Annotated in this window: 11 protein-coding genes; 5 read left to right on the top strand and 6 right to left on the bottom strand. The window is 65.1% G+C overall.

All coding sequences use genetic code 11. The features are described 5' to 3' along the window. Positions 1–67: 67 nt before the first annotated feature. From FPZ54_RS15525 to FPZ54_RS15510, 4 genes are all read left to right on the top strand, one after another. A complete protein-coding gene (locus FPZ54_RS15525; RefSeq protein WP_145848688.1) occupies positions 68–3265 on the top strand; it encodes an amidohydrolase family protein in 3198 nt (1065 codons plus the stop codon). A gap of 183 nt (positions 3266–3448) precedes the next feature. Then, positions 3449–6424 (top strand): TonB-dependent receptor, encoded by a 2976-nt coding sequence (locus FPZ54_RS15520; protein ID WP_239019600.1) that lies wholly within the window; start codon positions 3449–3451, stop codon positions 6422–6424. 68 nt (positions 6425–6492) lie between these two features. Next, positions 6493–7167 (top strand): DUF6445 family protein, encoded by a 675-nt coding sequence (locus FPZ54_RS15515; RefSeq protein WP_145848685.1) that lies wholly within the window; start codon positions 6493–6495, stop codon positions 7165–7167. 9 nt (positions 7168–7176) lie between these two features. After that, positions 7177–9003, top strand: coding sequence for a family 43 glycosylhydrolase (locus FPZ54_RS15510; RefSeq protein ID WP_145848683.1), 1827 nt, complete (start codon positions 7177–7179; stop codon positions 9001–9003). Positions 9004–9045: 42 nt separating this feature from the next. Here the strand turns inward: FPZ54_RS15510 and FPZ54_RS15505 are convergent, their stop codons facing one another. Both FPZ54_RS15505 and FPZ54_RS15500 read right to left on the bottom strand, forming a co-directional pair. Then, the gene (locus FPZ54_RS15505; RefSeq protein WP_239019599.1) at positions 9046–10491 is read right to left on the bottom strand and encodes a glucoamylase family protein; all 1446 of its coding nucleotides are present in this window, start codon (positions 10489–10491) and stop codon (positions 9046–9048) included. Between the two features lie 30 nt (positions 10492–10521). Continuing rightward, positions 10522–11520, bottom strand: coding sequence for a LacI family DNA-binding transcriptional regulator (locus tag FPZ54_RS15500; protein ID WP_145848681.1), 999 nt, complete (start codon positions 11518–11520; stop codon positions 10522–10524). 182 nt (positions 11521–11702) lie between these two features. Here FPZ54_RS15500 and FPZ54_RS15495 point away from each other — a divergent pair, with 182 nt between their 5' ends. Beyond that, a complete protein-coding gene (locus FPZ54_RS15495) occupies positions 11703–13994 on the top strand; it encodes a glycoside hydrolase family 3 N-terminal domain-containing protein (RefSeq protein WP_145848679.1) in 2292 nt (763 codons plus the stop codon). Between the two features lie 142 nt (positions 13995–14136). On the opposite strand, the gene FPZ54_RS15490 is transcribed toward FPZ54_RS15495, so the two are convergent. From FPZ54_RS15490 to FPZ54_RS15475, 4 genes are all read right to left on the bottom strand, one after another. Continuing rightward, positions 14137–15492 (bottom strand): MFS transporter, encoded by a 1356-nt coding sequence (locus tag FPZ54_RS15490; RefSeq protein WP_239019598.1) that lies wholly within the window; start codon positions 15490–15492, stop codon positions 14137–14139. Between the two features lie 46 nt (positions 15493–15538). Further along, the gene (locus FPZ54_RS15485) at positions 15539–15928 is read right to left on the bottom strand and encodes a hypothetical protein (RefSeq protein WP_145848675.1); all 390 of its coding nucleotides are present in this window, start codon (positions 15926–15928) and stop codon (positions 15539–15541) included. A 525-nt stretch (positions 15929–16453) separates the two neighbouring features. Then, complete coding sequence (gene feoB / locus FPZ54_RS15480) at positions 16454–18301, bottom strand: ferrous iron transporter B (RefSeq protein WP_145848673.1); 1848 nt, start codon at positions 18299–18301, stop codon at positions 16454–16456. Next, positions 18298–18546: a FeoA family protein gene (locus tag FPZ54_RS15475; protein ID WP_145848671.1), complete on the bottom strand. Its 249-nt coding sequence runs from the start codon at positions 18544–18546 to the stop codon at positions 18298–18300. The genes feoB and FPZ54_RS15475 overlap by 4 nt, the downstream gene beginning before the upstream one ends. Between the last annotated feature and the right edge of the window lie 95 nt (positions 18547–18641).

The following is an 18641-nucleotide window of genomic DNA, read 5'->3' as shown; positions in this document are numbered from 1 at the left end:
CGCAGATGACGCGGGCGGTTTCGCCCGTTACGATTTGCTCCAGAAGAATTTCAGGGAGCATCATCATATGCGTCAGTCGGTCGCCGGCGTCCTCGCCGCGCTGTTCGTCATGGGTCAGGCTCATGCGCAGGACAAGCCCGCCGAAAAGCCCAAATGGGACGTCAACGCGCCACAGGGGGCGACGTTGAAACAGGCGAAGATCGACACGGATGAGGGCACCTGGATCGATGTCGATGTCAGCCCGGATGGCAAGAGCGTCGCTTTCGCCTTGCTCGGCGACATCTACACCATGCCGATTACAGGCGGCACGCCGACGCGGATCGCGGAGGGCATGGCGTGGGAGGTGCATCCGCGCTTCTCGCCCGACGGCCGCCGCATCGCCTTCACCTCCGACCGGGGCGGCGGCGACAATATCTGGATCATGAACGCCGATGGCAGCGACAAGAAGCAGCTGACCAAGGAGGATTTCCGCCTTCTCAATCAGCCGAGCTGGTCGCCCGACGGCCAATATATCGTTGCCAAGAAGCATTTCACCACCGGCCGCTCGCTCGGAACCGGCGAGGTGTGGCTGTACCATGTCTCGGGCGGCGCGGGCGTCCAGCTGGTCAAGCGGGTGAGCGAGCGCCACCAGAAGGAGCTGGGCGAGCCGGTCTATTCGGCCGATGGCAAGGGCGTCTATTTCACCCGCAACATCACCCCCGGCCCGATCTTCGAATATGCGCAGGATTCGAACAGCAACCTGTTCAACATCGAGCGCTACGACCTCGAAACCGGTGAGACGACCACCGCCGTCTCCGGCCTTGGCGGATCGGTACGTCCGACTCCGTCGCCTGACGGCAAGAAGATCGCCTTTGTCCGGCGGGAGGCGGGCAAGTCCAAGCTCTGGGTCAAGGACATCGAAAGCGGCGTCGAGCGAATGATCTACGATGCGCTCGATCAGGACGTACAAGAGACGTGGGCGGTCACCGGCGTCTATCCCAATATGGACTGGACCCCCGATGGCGAATCGATCGTCTTCTGGGCGGGCGGCAAGATCCGCCGGGTGGATGCCGACGGATCGAACGCGGCCGTCATCCCGTTCCGGGTCGCCGACACCCGCGCGGTCTCCGATGCGCCGCATCCGCAGATTGCCGTCGCGCCGGACAGCTTCACGACGAAAATGCCGCGTTTCGCCACCGTGTCGCCCGATGGCGGTCGGGTGGTGTTCGAGAGTCTGGGCAAGCTGTGGATCAAGCCCGTTACGGGCGGCGCAGCCAAGCGGCTGACCGGCCTCGCCGAGAATGCCGGGTTCGAGCTGTTCCCGTCCTGGTCGCGCGATGGGCGCAGCATCGTCTTCGTCGAATGGAATGACGAAACGCTCGGCAAGCTGCGCATCATCTCCGCATCGGGCGGCTCGGCGCGCGACGTGACGGGGCAGCGCGGTCATTATGCGCGCCCCAAATTCTCCCCCGACGGCCGGACCATCGTCTTCGAAAAGGGCGGGAGCGACGGGATCGTCGACCCCGAATGGTCCGAAAATCCGGGCGTCTATCGCGTCGCTGCGGCGGGCGGGACGCCGGTCCTGGTCTCGCGTGACTATAGCCGTCCGCAATATGGCGCGTCGAACGATCGCATCTTCATGCTCGAACGCGGCGAGAAGCTCCAGCTCGTCAGCACCGATCTCAACGGTCAGGACAAGCGCGTCCATGCCAATGGCGAGCTCGCCAGCGACTTCATCGTCGCGCCCGACGGCAAGAGCGTCGCCTTCCGCCAGAATTATCAGGTGTTCGCAATGCCGCTGATGCCGGGCGGGCAGCAGGTGGCGGTCGCGCCCAAGGCGAACGCACTGCCGGTCGTCCGGGTGAGTGAGGATGGCGGCGACTATATCGGCTGGTCCGGCGACGGCGCGCAGCTCCACTGGAGCCTAGGGCCGACGCTCAAGACGGTGGATCGCGCTGCCTTCTTCGCGTCGGCGCCCGATGCCCCCAAGGCGGCTTTGACCCCGCGCACGACTTCGCTCGCCATGGAAGTGAAGGCGGCGAAACCAGGCGGCACGATCGCGCTGACCGGCGCCCGCATCGTGACCATGGCAGGCGCCGATGGCGGGATCATCGAGAATGGCACGATCCTGATCGAAGGCGACCGGATCGTCACCGTCGCGCCAACCGCAGCGATTCAGCTGCCCGCAGGGACAAAGATGGTCGATGTGACGGGGCGGACGATCATCCCGGGTCTGGTCGATGCGCACGCGCACGGCCCCTATGGCGATGGCGAGCTGGTGCCCCAGCAGAACTGGTCGCTGATCCAGAATCTCGCGCTCGGCTCGACGACAATCCACGATCCGTCCTCGGGCGCGCGCGTCGTGTTCCCGGCGCAGGAGATGCAGCGCGCGGGCAAGATCCTGGGTCCGCGCATCTTCTCGACCGGGGAGATCATCTATGGTGCGAAGAACGCCAGCGTCTATGCGCAAATCGACACTTACGAGGACGCGCTCAATCATGTCCGGCGGCTGAAGGCGCAGGGCGCGCATTCGGTGAAGAACTATAACCAGCCCCGGCGCGAGCAGCGCCAGATGGTCGTCGCCGCCGCGCGGGCGGAGGGGATGCAGGTGGTGGCCGAGGGCGGGTCGCTGTTCGGGATGGACATGAACCTGATCGCCGACGGCAATTCGACGCTGGAGCACAATGTCCCGGTCGATATCTTCTACAAGGACGTCCTCCAGTTCTTCGGCCAGAGCGATACCAACTACACGCCCACGCTGGTGGTCACCTATGGCGGTCTGGCGGGCGATCCCTATTGGCGGCAGGCGACCAATGTCTGGGAAAACCCATTGATGATCCACACGCCGCCTGCACAGCTGCGCGCGGCGACGATGCGGGTGACCAAGGCGCCCGAAAGCAATTTCGTCGATGACGACAATGCACGCGAGGCGAAGAAGGTGATGGAAGCGGGCAAGCTGGTCGCGATCGGCGCGCACGGGCAACAGGCGGGAATCGGTGTGCATTGGGAGCTGTGGTCCTTCGTGCGCGGCGGGATGACCCCGGTCGAGGCGCTGCGCACCGGTACGATCGATTCGGCGCGTTCGCTCGGCTTTGCAAAGGATGTCGGCTCGCTCGAACCGGGCAAGCTCGCCGATCTGCTGGTGCTCGACGCCGATCCGACGGCGGATATCCGCAACAGCGACAATATCCATCGCGTCATGCTGGGCGGCCGGATGTACGACCCGCGCACGATGAACGAGGTCGAGACGGGGGCTTCGAAACGCCGCCCCTATTGGTGGGAATGATTGGATCGCAGCCGGGGCGGATCCGCCCCGGCTATCTGAAACCGTCAAATCCCCGTTGACAACGTAGTCACAAAGGCGTTTGAAGACGCTGCGTTAGGCGATGTAAAAAGCGTTGAAAACGCTGTAACCGGTTACATTTCCGCAGCGAAGCTGTGGGATTCCGGTGTTTAGGGGAGCAGATTGATGATGAATTTCCGCAGCAAGCGTTCCGCCCTGATTCGCGGGGCTTCGGCAGGGGCCTTTGCCATTGCCCTGATGGCGAGCACCGCCGCCCTCGCCCAGACCACCGGTACGCTTCAGGGCCGCGTCGAAGGCGCGACAGCCGGCACTACCGTGACCGTTACCGACACCGTGACGGGCCGCAGCACCACCGCGACGGTCGGCCCTGACGGTCGCTTCACCATCGTCGGTCTGCGCCCCAGCACCTACCGCGTCGAGGCCGAAGGGCAGGAGACGCAGGACGTGTCCCTCCCGGTCGGCGAAACGGTCAATGTCGAACTCGCGCCCCCGGCCCAGGTCGCCGCAGGCGAGGAAGTCGTCATTACCGGCTCGCGCAGCCGCGCCGAGGTGCGAACCGCGACGATCGGCACCAGCGTCAGCCAGGCGCAGATCGAAAGCCTGCCCCAGAGCAGCCGCAACTTCCTCAACTTCGCCGCGCTCGCGCCCGGCGTCACCCTATCGGCGGACGAGAACAACAAGCGCATCCAGGCGGGCGGTGTCAGCTCGAACAACGTCAACGTTTTTGTCGACGGTACCAGCCAGAAGAACCAGGTCGGGTTCGGCGGCGTCGCGGGCCAGAATTTCAGTCAGGGTAATCCCTTCCCGCAATCGGCGATCCAGGAATTCCGCGTTGAGACGCAGAACTTCAAGGCCGAATATGAGAATGCTGGTTCGGCGATCATCACCGCGATCACCAAGACGGGTGGCGAGCAGTTCAGCGGCGGTGCGTTCGGGAAGTTCATCCCGAAATCCTTCTACGGTCGCCCGTTCTTCGATCGCCCCGGCGAAGCGAACAATCCCAATGGCGATCGCGAAAAGCCGGACTATAAGCGGTGGGAATTCGGCGCCGATCTGGGTGGCCCGATCATCCCCGGCGTGCTTCATTTCTTCGCCACCTATGAAGGTCAGCGCAAGACTCAGCCGGGCCTCGCGGTCAACCTGACCGATCCAAGCATCCCCGCCGATCTGGTGTCCGCGAACAGCGGCAGCTTCCCGGCCGATTTCAAGCAGGACCTGTATTTCGGCAAGCTGACGCTGTTCGCGTCCGACCGCGACACGCTCAATGCCAGCTATTTCCTGCGCCAGGAATCGGACGTCCGCGACTATGGCGGCACGCGTCTGCGCGAGGGCGGTCGCGATCTGGGCACGGAAAGCAAGACCGCGCAGTTCGAGTGGTCGCACCGTGGCGAGGGTTTCCTCAACGAACTGTCACTGAGCTATTTCAAGAGCTTCACCGGCACCCCGACGATCAGCGAAGGGCCGGAATACAAGCTGCTCAACCCGTCGGGCGGCGAAGTGCTGATCGGCGGCGCCAATTCGTTCCAGCAGGCGAACGATCAGGAAAGCTACACGTTCAAGAACAACTTCACCTATACCGGCTGGGATCGGCACGTTGTGAAGGCGGGTTTGAAGGTGTCGATGAACACCCTCACCCGTGTCGAGGACGCCTTCGCCAACGGCTCCTACAGCTTCAACGCGGTGGGCTTTACCGGCTTCGATTCGAGCACGCCGGTTCGAGCGACCATCTCGCTTCTGCCGCCGACGCCGATGGAGGCGGACAATGTCCAGGTGGGACTGTTCGTCCAGGACGACTGGACGATCGACGATCACTGGACCGTCAATCTCGGTCTGCGCTGGGATTATGAAACCAACAATTTCAATAACAACTATCACACGCCCGAAAAGGTCGCGACCGCGCTGCGCAACTATCAGCCTTGGCAGGCGGCGGGTATCAATCCGGAGGATTACATCACCGACGGGACCCGGCGTAAGCCGTTCACGGGTGCCTTCCAGCCGCGCATTGGCGTCTCCTATGACGTCAATGGCGACCGGGATCTGGTGTTGTTCGCGGGTGCGGGCCGCTATTATGACCGCAACATCTTCTACCTCGCCTCGCTCGAAACGCTGTTCAACAACATTCGCAGCGATGCGACGGTGAATTTTTGCGGCGCGACGGGATTGCCGACCTGTAATGGCACGGCAGGACAGCTTCAGTGGGATCCCTCCTATCGCGACCCCAATGCGTTGCGCGCCGCGGTCGGGCAGACGGGGCTGAGCGGAGACATCTGGGTCATCAACAACGACGCCAAGGTGCCCTACACCGATCAGTTCACGCTGGGCGTTCGCAAGCGGCTGGGCGATATCCAGCTTTCGGCGGCCGTTGCGCACAACCGCTCGCACGACGCCTTCATCTTCGTGCGCGGCAATCGTCAGCCCGATGGCAACTACACTCCGGACGGTGATGGCTGGATCCGCGACAACTTCCCGGCCGATGGCCGTCCGGCGGGCTATACCGGTCGCCTCAACATCGGCTCGAGCGAGGGTGAGGCGCGCTACACCGCGCTCTACCTGACCGCGGACAAGACCTATACCAAGGCATCGGGCTGGGGCGCGACCGCATCGCTCACCATCTCCGACGCCAAGTCGAACCAGGCGATCGGTTTCGACGAGGGTCAGATGTTCAACGCGGGTCGGCAGGATGCGTTCGGCTGGCAACCGACCCGCGGGCTCGAGCGCTGGCGTTTTGTCGCAAGCGGGATCGGCGATTTGCCCTGGGGATTCCAGATTGCGGGGACCTTGACGCTCGGTTCGGGCCCACGCTTCGGCAATGTCGATTTCAGCCGGACGCCGTCACCCAACTGCGTACAGGCCGATGGCGTGACGCCCGGCGGCTGCGTCTATTACAACGATGCCGGCGTGTTCAGTCCGAAGGACGACATCGCCTACAAGAATCTCGACCTGCGCATCGCCAAGACCTTCAAGGTGCCGGGCATCGGCGGCGAACTGACCGCCGATTTCGAGGTCTTCAACGTCTTCGACTGGGTCAACCGCAACTACTCGACCTGGGGTGCGGGCAGCGGGGCGAACCCGCCGCTCGAGGAGAATTCGACTGTCGGATACGCCCGCACCTTCCAGGCGGGCCTCAAATACCGCTTCTAAGTCGAGGTGGGATTTTCGGGGAGGGAGGCGCTACGCTTCCCTCCCCATTTCCCTCCGGAGACCTGTCGATGACGCCTGTGCTGCACCGTTTCGGAACTGCCGATGTGCCCGTGGTGGTCGTGGACGGGATCAGTGGCGATCCGGAATCGGCGACCGATATCGCCGCAGCACTCGCGCCCTTTCCGGTCAGCAACACCTATTATCCCGGCGTGCGCCGGATTCTCACCGCGCAGGATCGCGACGCGGTCGCCTATGTCGACCGGTTGCTGGAAGCTTCGGCGCCGTTCATCGCCGGCGCCTTCGACACCGGCGCCTTCGACCTGACGGAGGCGAGCTTCTCGATCGTCACCACCCCCGCCGCGGCGCTCAACCTCCCCCAGCGCATCCCCCATTTCGACTCGACCGATCCCGCCTATCTCGCCATCCTCCATTATTTGTCGGACGCGCCCGGCAGCGGCACCGCCTTTTACCGCCAGCGCGCGACCGGGATCGAGGTGGTGAGCGAGGAGAACCGGCCCGGCTTCATCGCCGCCGCGCGCGCGGCGAGCGTCGATCTGTCCGGTTATCTCAACGCCAGCAATGCGCATTTCGAACAGATCGGCCGCGTCGATGCGGTGCGCGACCGGATCGTCATCTATCCCAGCAACCTGCTGCATTCCGGCATCATTCCGGCCGACCTTCCGCTTGACGCCGATCCCCGTCGCGGTCGCCTGACCGCCAATATTTTCGTCCGTATCAAATAGGAATTCGCCATGCGCAGCCTCGCCCTTCTCGCCGCCGCCACCGCTCTCGTCGCGACCGGCAGTGCCGCGCAGCAGGCCAAGCGCAGCTACGCCAACCCGATCGACATCGATTACCGCTATAATTTCGAGCAGATCAACGAGGGCATCTCCTATCGCACCGGCGCCGATCCGGTGATCGTGCGGCACAAGAGCGCCTTCTACCTCTTCCAGACGCTCGCCGATGGCTATTGGCGCTCGACCAACCTCGTCGACTGGCAGTTCATCACGCCGAGCCGGTGGGAGAATGACAGCTTCGTCGCGCCTGCCGCCTGGTCGGACGGTGAGCGGCTATACCTGATGCCATCGATGATGGAGCCGGGCGCCATCTATGTCTCCGACGCGCCGGAGACCGGCAAGCTCGACTATTTCGTGCGCAAGATGCCCCGCCTGCCGGGTCAGGTGCGCCCGGGCGAAGAGGAGAAGATGAAGCTGGGCGAGATCCCGCCCGGCCCATGGGACCCGGCGCTGTTCCTCGACGATGACGGCAAATGGTATCTCTATTGGGGCTCGTCCAACGTCTTTCCGCTCTATGGCATGGAGATCGAATTCACCGACGGAAAGCTGATCTACAAGGGTCGGGCGAAGGAGATGTTCAAGCTCCACCCCGAACGCCATGGCTGGGAACGGTTCGGCCAGGATCATTCGGGCGGCCTGCCCGACGGAACGGCGATCAAACCGTTCATGGAGGGCGCCTGGATGACGAAGGTCGCCGGGACCTATTATCTCCAGTATGGCGCGCCCGGCACCGAGTACAATGCCTATGCCAATGGCACCTACACCTCGAAATCGCCGCTGGGACCGTGGGAGTACGCGCCGTGGAACCCGGTCGCCTACAAGCCCGGCGGGTTCGTCGAGGGCGCGGGCCATGGCTCGACGGTGCAGGACAATCACGGCAATTGGTGGAACACCGGCACGCCGTGGCTTGGCGCCAACTGGACGTTTGAGCGGCGCATCAACATGTTCCCGACCCGGTTCGAGGCGGACGGGCAGATGTGGTCCTCATCGCGCTTCGGCGATTTCCCGCACTGGATGCCGGAAGGGCCGGTCGAGGATATCGAGAAGCTGTTCACCGGATGGATGCTGCTCTCCTATCGCAAGCAGCTGATCGCCTCCTCGACGCTCGGCGAATATGATGCCAGCCGCGCCGCGGACGAGAATCCGCGCACCTTCTGGGTCGCGAAGAGCAAGGCGCCGGGCGAGACGCTGACGATGGACCTGGGCGCGGTGAAGACCGTGCGCGCAATCCAGGTCAATTTCGCGGATTACAAGGCGGGGCGCTACGCCGACGCGCCCGATATCTATACCGAATTCGTGCTGGAAGGCTCGGTGGACGGCAAGCGCTGGACGAAGCTCGCCGAGACCGAAAAGCCCCGCCGCGACCGGCCCAATGCCTATTTCCAGCTCAAGGCACCGGCAAAGGTCCGCTACGTCCGCTACGTCCATGGCCATATCGGCGGGGCACATCTGGCGATCAACGACCTGCGCGTGTTCGGCAATGCCGATGGCACGGCGCCTGCGATGCCCGGCGCGGTGAAAGCGCTGCGGGAGAAGGACGCGCGCAATGCGCAGGTGACGTGGCGCAAGGTGCGCGGCGCGACCGGCTACAATGTCATGTGGGGCGTGCGGCCGGACCGGTTGACGCTGACCTATCAGGTCTTTGCCGACGAACTGGGCGGCGGGAGCGACGCGAAGCTCGACCTGCGCGCGCTCAATGTCGGCGTCGGCTATTATGCGGCGGTCGAGGCGTTCAACGAAACCGGCGTTTCGGCCCGCAGCGCCCCGGTCGCGATCCGGTGATTCCGGCCGCCCCCGCCGCTCGGTGGCGGGGGCGGCAATCGGTCATCCCTGGGCCAGCCACCCGCCGGTGAACCCGGCGCGCTCCAGCCCCAGTCGAATCTCGGGCGACCGGCGCATGTGGCGCCAGACGAAGTCATCGCGGTAGTTGGCCGCTTGCGTCAGGATGGGCCCCTGGTCGATGCCGAGATAATCGGTACCGAGCCAGCCATGCTCGCCATTGATCCTGCCCACCTCCAGCTTCTTGTCAGACCAGGTGAAGCTGGGGTTGATCGCATCGAGAAAGCCGTAGCGATCGTACAGGCCGGGCCATTGGCGCAGCGCATTGGCGGCGGGGATCACGATCTCCGGCGCGAAGGGCAATGAGCCGAGCGCGGCGGTCGGTGCGATCGTCCCGTCGTCGCGCTCGTCGGGCTGGCCCAGCGGGCCGCGTGCGGAATAGCCATAAAAGGTCCGGGTCTGGCCCTTGAAGGGCAGCTGGTAATTGCCCGGTCCGTCGCACGCGGTGAGGCCCCAGATGTCGCGCGAATAGCCGGTCCAGCCCATCGGATTGGCCATGCAATAGGCGCGGTTGGCATAGGTGGCGCGGCGGCTGTTCTCGAAATAGTCCATGTTCTCGGCGCGCATCACCGCATCCTGAATGCCGCGGAAATCGATCCAGATATGGCTGTACTGGTGTCCGAACAGCGGCGCGAAGGCGAGATGGCGAGTTTCGCCCGATCCGCGCCAGAAGTTGGGATAGGGCGCGGTCCACGCCTGCCAGCTGTCCGCCGGAACCGGGTGGGTCGGCGATGCGAGCGCGAGGATGTAGACGAACATCCCCTCGTTGTAGCCGTCCCAGTTGCGCGCGATCAGGCCCGTCTCCGGGTGCCAGCCCATCGAAATCTGCGCGCGCCCGTCGGCGCGGAAGAAATTCCAGTCGGCGCGGGCATAAAGATTGGCGGCGAGCTTACGGATCTCGGCCTCGACCGGATTGTCGCCATCATAATATTCGGCGGCGAACAGCACGCCCATGAACAGGATGGTCGTATCGACGCTCGACAGTTCGACCTGCCGGAACCGCAGTCCGCGCTCCATATCGATGAAATGATAGAAAAATCCCTTATGGCCCGCCGTGCCGGTCGCGGCGGCGCCCTGGGGCGCATTCCAGAAGAAGCGCAGCGTCGTGCGGGTGAGTTCGGCCGCGTCGGCGCGGCTGCACCACCCGCGCTCGACCCCGATCGGGTAGCACGTCAGCGCATAGCCGACCGAGGCGATCGAGCAAAAGGCCGGGGTTGGCCAGCGATCGGGCACCAGCCCGTTGCTGCGATTCACCCGCTCCCAGAAAAAGTCGAAGGTCCGCTTCTCAAGATCGGCATACCAGTCGGGCAGCGCGGGCTTCGCCGCCCCGCCCCCCGAGGCGAGGGTGGAGGCACAGCCGGGCAGGAGCGTGGCGGCGCCTGCCAGTGCGGGAGCCGCGAGCATCGTGCGGCGGGTGATCGGGTTACGCATAACTTCCTCTCCTGTCGGGGGCGGCGCGCGTCAGGTTGCGCGCGCTCCAGTCGTCGATCGCACCACCAGTTCGGCCTGATGGCGTTCGGCGGCGTCATCGGCGCCCTTGCCTTCCAAAATATCGATCAGCCTGGTGATCGCGCGCGCGCCCATCTCGGCGATCCGCACGCGCATCGTGGTCAGCCCGAGATAACGGGCGAGCGGTACGTCATCGAACCCCGCCACCGCGATCCGCCCCGGTACATCGACTCCGGCGGAGCGGAGTGCCTGAAGGCAGCCGAGCGCCATCATGTCGTTCGCGGCGAATACCGCGTCGCAATCGATCTGCCCGGCGATGATCGCCCGCGCTGTGGCTTCGCCGCCCTCTTCGCTGAAATCACCCGCGACGATGACTGGGTCGGCGTCGGGCAGATGGCGCGCCATGCTGGCGCGAAATGCCGCAACGCGCTCGCGGGCGTCGACATTGCCCTCCGGACCGGCGATGTGCGCGATCCGCCGCCGTCCGGTGGCGACGAGATGCGCGATCATCGCTTCGACGGCAGCATCATTGTCGAGCCGGACGGTGGGACCATCCTCCATCCCCTCCGGACCGTTGATGAGCAACGAGGGCAGCCCGGCGGGAAGCGAACGCCGTAGCATCGCCTCGCTCAGATGCGGCGCCATCACGATCAGGCCATCGACACGTCCGCGCATCGCCCGCAGTGCCGCCGCAGCCTGCTCGCTCTCGTCATGGATGTTGGACAGCAGCATCACATAGCCGCGCCGTCCCGCCTCGCGATCCATGCCGCGCACGAATTCACTGAAGAACTCGCCATGCAGGTCGGGCAGCACGACGCCGATCGCATGAGCGCGGGCAAGGCTCAGGCTGCGCGCGCCGGCATGGGGCACATAGCCGAGCTCGGAAGCGGCAGCGAGCACGCGGTCGCGGGTCTCGGCGCGGACGTTGTCCAGCCCGTTGAGCGCGCGGCTGACCGATGCGATCGACACCTGCGCGCGTCGCGCCACATCCCGAATCGTCGCCTCGCTCATCGATCCTCTCTCCCCATTGCCGAAGAATCCTTCTCGGCCGGGTCATTGGCGATTGCAAATTGCGTCGCCGGGCGGCATGTAACCGGTTACGGAACGCCGCGACAAGCCCCAAATCGGGCGTGGCCATCCATCGCATTTCCCCCGTGCCGCTCGCGGCGCGATGCGTTCAGGAGAGGAAGAAAATGCTCGACACCCGGATTTCCCGCCGCGCGGCACTGATGGGCGCTGGCGCGATCGCGGCGTGGCTGCACAGCCCGGCACGCGCGCTGATGACGCAGGCGGCGCAGGTTCCGGTCCCGGGGTTCGTCGACGCGCTCGTTTCCAAGATGACGCTGGCCGAAAAGGCTGGTCAGCTCAGCCTGATGGCATCGGCCTGGGGCGGCAGCACGGCGATCAACCCGGCCAGCGGGTCGAACGCCAATTTCGACGAGCAGGTCGAGGAAGTCCGCAAGGGCATGATCACCGGCGTGTTCAACGGCAGCGGCACCAACATGTGCCGCGTCATGCAGACTGCCGCGGTCAAGGACTCGCGGCTCAAGATCCCGCTGATCTTCGCCGCGGACATCATCCACGGCCACCGCACCATTTTCCCGGTCCCGGTGGGCGAGGCGGCGAGCTTCGAACCGGCGCTGGCCGAAAAGACCGCGCGTGCGGCATCCTATGAAGCCGCAGCCGCAGGCGTCGACTGGACTTTCGCGCCGATGGTCGACATCTCGCGCGACCAGCGCTGGGGCCGCACGATGGAAGGTGCGGGCGAGGACGTGTTGCTCGGCAACCTCTTCGCCGCCGCGCGTGTGCGCGGCTTCCAGGGCAATGACCTCAAGGCGATCGACGCGATGATGGCGTGCGCCAAGCATTTCGCCGCCTATGGCGCGGCCGAGGCGGGGCTCGACTACAACACGGTCGACGTGTCCGAGCGCACCCTGCGCGAAGTCTATTTCCCCCCCTTCCAGGCGGCGTTCGACGCGGGCGCCCCATCGGTGATGGCGGCGTTCAACGAGATTTCGGGCGTGCCGGCGACCGGCAATGAATGGCTGATGCGCACCGTGCTGCGCGACGAGTGGAAATATCAGGGCTTCGTCGTGTCCGACTATACCGGCGACATGGAGATGATCGCGCACGGCTTTGCCGCCGATGCGCGCGAGGCGACCAAGCTCGCCTTCATGGCCGGGGTCGATATGAGCATGACCAGCGGTTTCTATCGCGACCATCTCCCCGACCTGGTCGAGAAGGGCGAGGTGCCGATGGAGCGGCTCGACGCGTCGGTGCGCAAGGTGCTGGCGATCAAGGCGAAGCTGGGGCTGTTCGAGGACCCGTTCCGCCGCATCGACGAAAAGCGCGAAGTCGCGCGCAGCCGAAACAAGGCGACCATCGCGCTGTCGCGCGAGATGGCGAAGAAGTCGATCGTCCTGCTCAAGAACGACGGCGACATCCTCCCGCTGCGCAAAGGCGGGCAGAAGATCGCGGTCATCGGTCCGTTCGCAGCCGGGCAGCACGACCTGAACGGCCCGTGGTGCGTCTATGGCGACAACAAGCTGGCGATCGATCTGGAGACCGGCATCCGCAACGCGCTCGGCAAGAACGCCGACATTACCGTAGTCGAAGGGTCGGAGGTCGAGGCGCCGTTACCCGGTGGGATCGAGGCGGCGGTCGCTGCGGCACACGCCGCCGACGTCGTGCTGCTCGCGATCGGCGAAAGCGAGCGCATGTCGGGCGAGGCGCAGTCGCGCACCAGCATCACCGTGCCCGCCCCGCAACAGGCGCTGGCCGAAGCGGTCGCGGCGGCCGGCAAGCCGGTGATCGTCATCCTAAAAAACGGACGCGCGCTGGCGCTGGAGGGCGCGGTCAAGAACGCGCCTGCGATCCTCGTCACCTGGTTCCTGGGGTCGGAGAGCGGCAATGCGATTGCCGATGTGCTGTTCGGCGACTACAGCCCCTCGGGCCGCCTTCCGATCAGCTTCCCGCGTGAGCCGGGGCAGCAGCCCTTCTATTACAGCCACAAGCCGACCGGGCGTCCCAACCCCAGCGACGACACGCTGGAGGAGTACAAGACCCATTACCGGACGATCCCCAATTCGGCGCTCTATCCGTTCGGCCATGGCCTGACCTATGGAAAGATCGAATATGCGGGCCTCGCGCCGCAACAAGGCACGCTGGCCTGGGATGGTGAGATCGCCTTCACCGCGACGGTGACCAATCGCGGCACCCGCGCCGCCGAGGAAGTGGTCCAGCTCTATATCCGCGACCGTGCGGCGAGCATTACCCGGCCGGTGCGCGAGCTGAAGGCATTTGCCAAGGTCGCGCTGGCGCCCGGCGCGTCGGAAACGGTGCGCTTCGTCCTGCGTCGAAAGGATCTGATGTTCATCGGCCAGAAACTGGAGCCGACGGTGGAGCCGGGTCTGTTCGACGTGTGGATCGCCCCGTCGGCGCAGGCGCAGGGGGTGCATTCGACCTTCACCCTCGCCGCCGCCTGATCCGCGCGCAACACTGATCCCCGGCAACGTCCGGGGGGTCCGGCACCGCTTCGCCTCCCCCTCCTCCCCGGGGCGGTGCCGGACGCTTTTTTGTCGAGACGGACCGACCCGCTCCCGCAGCTTGGCGCCCCAGCCCGCCTTCTTATCGATCCAGGTCCTTCAGGATCCGGGCATGTGCGCCCCGACCCAGCGGGTTGAGCGCCATCATCACGCAGGACAACGCAAGGAATCCCAGCGGCACCAATGCGATCGTCAACCGCATCGCCAGCAGCGTCGAATCGCTCTGGGCGACATTGGCGACATAGCCCGCCGAATCGAACCCGAAGCCGAGGATCGCGGTGGCGACGCCGATCGCGACCCGCTGGAGCAGGGCCGCCATGCCGAACACCGCACCCTCGACGCGCAGGCCACCGTGCCGCTCGCCATATTCGATCGTGTTGGGCAGCATTGCCCAGAAAACGAAATTGAGTCCGACGATCATCGCCTGCATCGCCATCAGATAAGCCTGCATCACCCCGGCGCGGTGGATGTCGAACAGCGCGAACGCGGCCAGGCCCGCCATCGCCAGCGCAGAAGCCAGGAACCAGAGCGCCCGCGCACCCAGGCTCCGGCGAAGCCACATCCATAACGGCACCGATACCGCGCTGACCACGCTCATCGATGCGAGCGCAAGCTGGCCTCCGCCCTCGTCGTCGAGGAAATATTTGAAATAATAAAGCACAGACTTGTTGAGGATCGTCACCGCGACGATCACCGCCATCATCGCAAGGTTGAGCGTGACGAAGGCGCGGTTGGCGGCGATCGCGCGTAAGGCGGCGATCACCGGGACAGGCGCACGCCGCTCCGGCACATCCGCCTCACGATAGGTCAGCCCCACCCAGGCAAGGATCGCCGCTCCGACCACAGCAAACAGCAACGCGGCGCCGATATAGGCGTCGGCGGCGCTCTTGGCGCCCAGCAATGCCGTCCCGAGGGGCACGGTGCCAAGCGCCACCACCACGGCGGCAAGCGTGCCGGACAGCATTCGCATTCCCGCGACAAAGGCGCGGTCGTTGCTGTCGGCGCTGACCCGCGCGCTCATCGCCAGATAGGGGACGTTGATAAAGGCATAGGCGGTGCGAAATAGGATATGGCCGACGCACACCCCCGCCAGACCCCAGATGCCGGGTACCAGCGGCGGTAGATAGGCCAGCACGAACCCCGCACCGAGCGGGATGCCGCCGATCGCCACCAGCCGCCCCAGCCCGTCGCGCGGCTCGCGCCGGTCGGCGAGCAGCCCCGCGGCGAAGTTCGCGACGCCGTCCCACACCGAAGCCGCCATGAAGATCGCCGCCGCCACACCGACCGGCAGGCCCAGCGCGTCGGTGTAGTAGAAGAGCAGGAAGAGCATCGCGCTCTGCCAGTAGAGGTTGAAGGCGAAGTCCCCGAAGGCGAACAGCGCGAGGCGCGGTCGCGTCGGGCGCGGCGTGGCGGCCGTCATACCAGGTCGTGAACTCATGAATGGCCGCTTTCGGGATGCTGGCCTAACGGCTGGATTTGGGTGGTTAGCTGCCGTTGGATGCTGGGGTGTCGTATCCGCCAAATGGCCCGAACACTGATCGGTATTCAGCCATTCTGTCGTAAAACTCCGCTTGGCTCGGCAGCTCCGCGCGTTGATCCGGCCACTGTGACGAAACGAAGGAATCATAGTCGGCGGCTGGCATCTGGTTCACCGTCTTCGGATTTTCTGAAACGGAATAACCCATAGCTTCAACGGCTTGAATCGCGGCCCATGCCGCTGTTGTGGGATCGTCAGCACGGCAGAAAACCTGAACATAGGCACCGATTAGAGGCGGCGGAAGCTGCTCCAAACCCGCTCGAACGTGCAGTGGCACAATCCATACTGGCGTTTCTGCCAGCGGATGTTGCTGTTCCTTTCTGCCAAATAGCCGCATCACTCCTCCTTATCATCACTCGTAGCTGCGCTACGCGAACGACCGCGATGGGGTCGTTTTGCGGTCGGGCCGTTTCTGGAGTCGCGCCTGGAGCGCGGGAGCCGCTGAAATTGGGTGGGAAGCCGCCGGTGCAATGTGTCCGTTACTCAACCGTCCCAAGCTTCCCACGACCGGAAGCGCACCACCGCCTGTTTTCCAGCTCGAACAATTTCATGATCGACCTTGAACGCCTCATAGTAGGAGGCCGCAGCCAACGCAGTCCTTCATCCAAGTCCACTGGTTCCCAGCCCGGTATCTCAACAAGGACGCTAGCGGCATCTCCGAGGTCTGCGGCCAAGCGGTCGCGATGTTCTAACCAACGCAGTTCGGCCGACAATCCCATCAGTGACTAGCGCTCCTTAATGCGCCACCAGCATGTCACCCAAGACCAATGTCCGCAATGGGGTCGCGTCCGGAAAGGTAGCTTTCAGAAACCGAATGATTGTTAGCTGTCCCGCTCGAAGCGGTGGCACTTCTCCCGCCCGCCTAAAGCCCCAACCCCTTCGCCCCCCAATAGGTGAGCCCCGCCGCCGCATAGGCCGCCGCGAACAGATAGACGATCATCACGATCGGCCATTTCCAGCCATTGGTCTCGCGCCGGGCGACGGCGATGGTCGAGAGGCATTGCGGGGCGAAGACGAACCAGGCGAGGAAGGCCAGTGCGGTGGGGAGCGGCCAACTGTCGGCGAGGCGGTCGCCGAGCGCCGCTGCGCCGGTTTCCTCATCGGGCGCGTCGATCGCGTAGACGGTCTGGAGCGCCGAGACCGCGACTTCGCGCGCGGCCATGGCGGGGATCACCGCGAGGCTCATTTCGTGGTTGAAGCCGATCGGGGCGAGGACGACTTCGAGGCCCGATGCGATGCGGCCGGCGACCGAATATTCGCTCTGCTTCACGCCCTCCGGCGCGACGGGATAGGAGGCGAGCAGCCAGAGGGCCACGGTGACCCCCATGATGATCGTCCCCGCGCGGCGCAGGAAGACATAGGCGCGCTGCCAAAGCCCGATCAGCAGATCGCGGATCGAGGGAAGCTGGTAGCGCGGCATTTCCATCATGAAGCCGCCGCTCTTGCCGCGCGTCGCGGTCAGGCGCAGGACAAAGGCGGCGAGGATCGCGCCGACAATGCCGAAGACATAGAGGCCGAACAGGACCAGCCCCTGAAGCCCGATGCCGGGCGCAACGTCGCGCGCGGGGATGAAGGCGCCGATGATCAGCATATAGACCGGCAGTCGCGCGGAGCAGGTCATCAGCGGGGCGATCAGGATCGTGGTCAGCCGCTCTTTCGGATCGTCGATCGAGCGCGCGGCCATGATGCCGGGAATCGCGCAGGCGAAGGATGAGAGCAACGGAATGAAGGCGCGGCCCGACAGGCCGACCAGCGACATCAGCCGGTCCATCAGGAAGGCGGCGCGGACCATATAGCCGGTCGCTTCGAGCAGCAGGATGAAGAAGAACAGGATCAGGATCTGGGGCAGGAACACCACCACCGATCCGACGCCGGCGATAATCCCCTGAACTACCAGGTCGCCGATGAAGCCGCTGGGGAGGTTTTCCTGCGCGTGCGCGCCGAGCCATTCCTGTGTCCCCTCGATCCAGCCGATTGGCGCCTCCGACCAGCTGTACACCGCCTGGAACATGACGAAGAACAGCGCGAGCAGGATCAGCCAGCCCGCTACGGGGTGGAGGACGACGTTATCGACCGCGCGGGTGAAGGCGCGGCTGCGCGGTTGATCGGTGATGGCGAGCGCGGCGATGCGGCGGGCGTCGCGCTGAAAATAAGTGATATCGGATTCGGGGGCTTCGGGGGCGGCGGGTCGGCTGCCCAGCAGCACGCCGCCCAGCGCCGCGCGGAGTTCGTCCAGGCCGCGCTTGCGCACCGCTACGGTGGTGACGACGGGGACGCCGAGCTCCGCCGACAGTGCATCGGCGTCGATGGTCATGCCGTCGCGCGTCGCCATGTCGATCATGTTGAGCGCCACGACCATCGGGCGGCCGAGCTGACGCAGCTGAAGCACGAAGCGCAGATGGTTTTCGAGATTGGAGGCGTCGGCGACGACGATCAGCGCGTCGGGGAGGCGCTCTCCCGCTTGTTTCCCCAGCACAACGTCGCGGGTGACCGCTTCGTCGGGACTGGAGGGATCGAGGCTGTAGGTGCCGGGCAGGTCGACCAGCTCGACCGGGCGGCCATCGTCGAGCGCGAGGCGGCCCGAATGCCGCTCGACCGTGACGCCGGGATAATTGCCGACCTTTTGCCGCGCACCGGTGAGCGCGTTGAACAGGGCGGTCTTGCCGGCATTGGGATTGCCGACCAGGGCAACGAGCGGGGCGGGGTTCATTCGGCCGGGACCACGATCCGGATCGCTTCCGCCACATGACGGCGCAGCGCGACGGTCATCCGCCCGATCCGCACCGCCGCCGGGCCGCCCATCCAGCCGCCGGGCTTGATCAGTTCGACCTCGACCCCCTCGTCCAGCCCGAATTCGCGCAGCCGCCGCGCTTCATGCGGGGCAAGGGCGTCCCAGTCGATCGACGCAACGGTTCCGGGAACATTGCGCACAGCGCGGGCCAGCGAGTCACTCATGTTGCGAGCGATTATCAAGTGCGACGGGGAAAAGCCAGCGGGAATGACGAATCCATTCCTCCCCTGCCGCGCAGGGGAGGTGGCATCGCGCAGCG

The organism is Sphingomonas suaedae (genome assembly GCF_007833215.1).
In the GTDB taxonomy this organism is placed as follows: Bacteria; Pseudomonadota; Alphaproteobacteria; order Sphingomonadales; family Sphingomonadaceae; genus Sphingomonas; species Sphingomonas suaedae.
The sequence above is the reverse complement of the archived record's forward strand: the minus strand, read 5'-3'. Positions and strand labels throughout refer to the sequence as shown.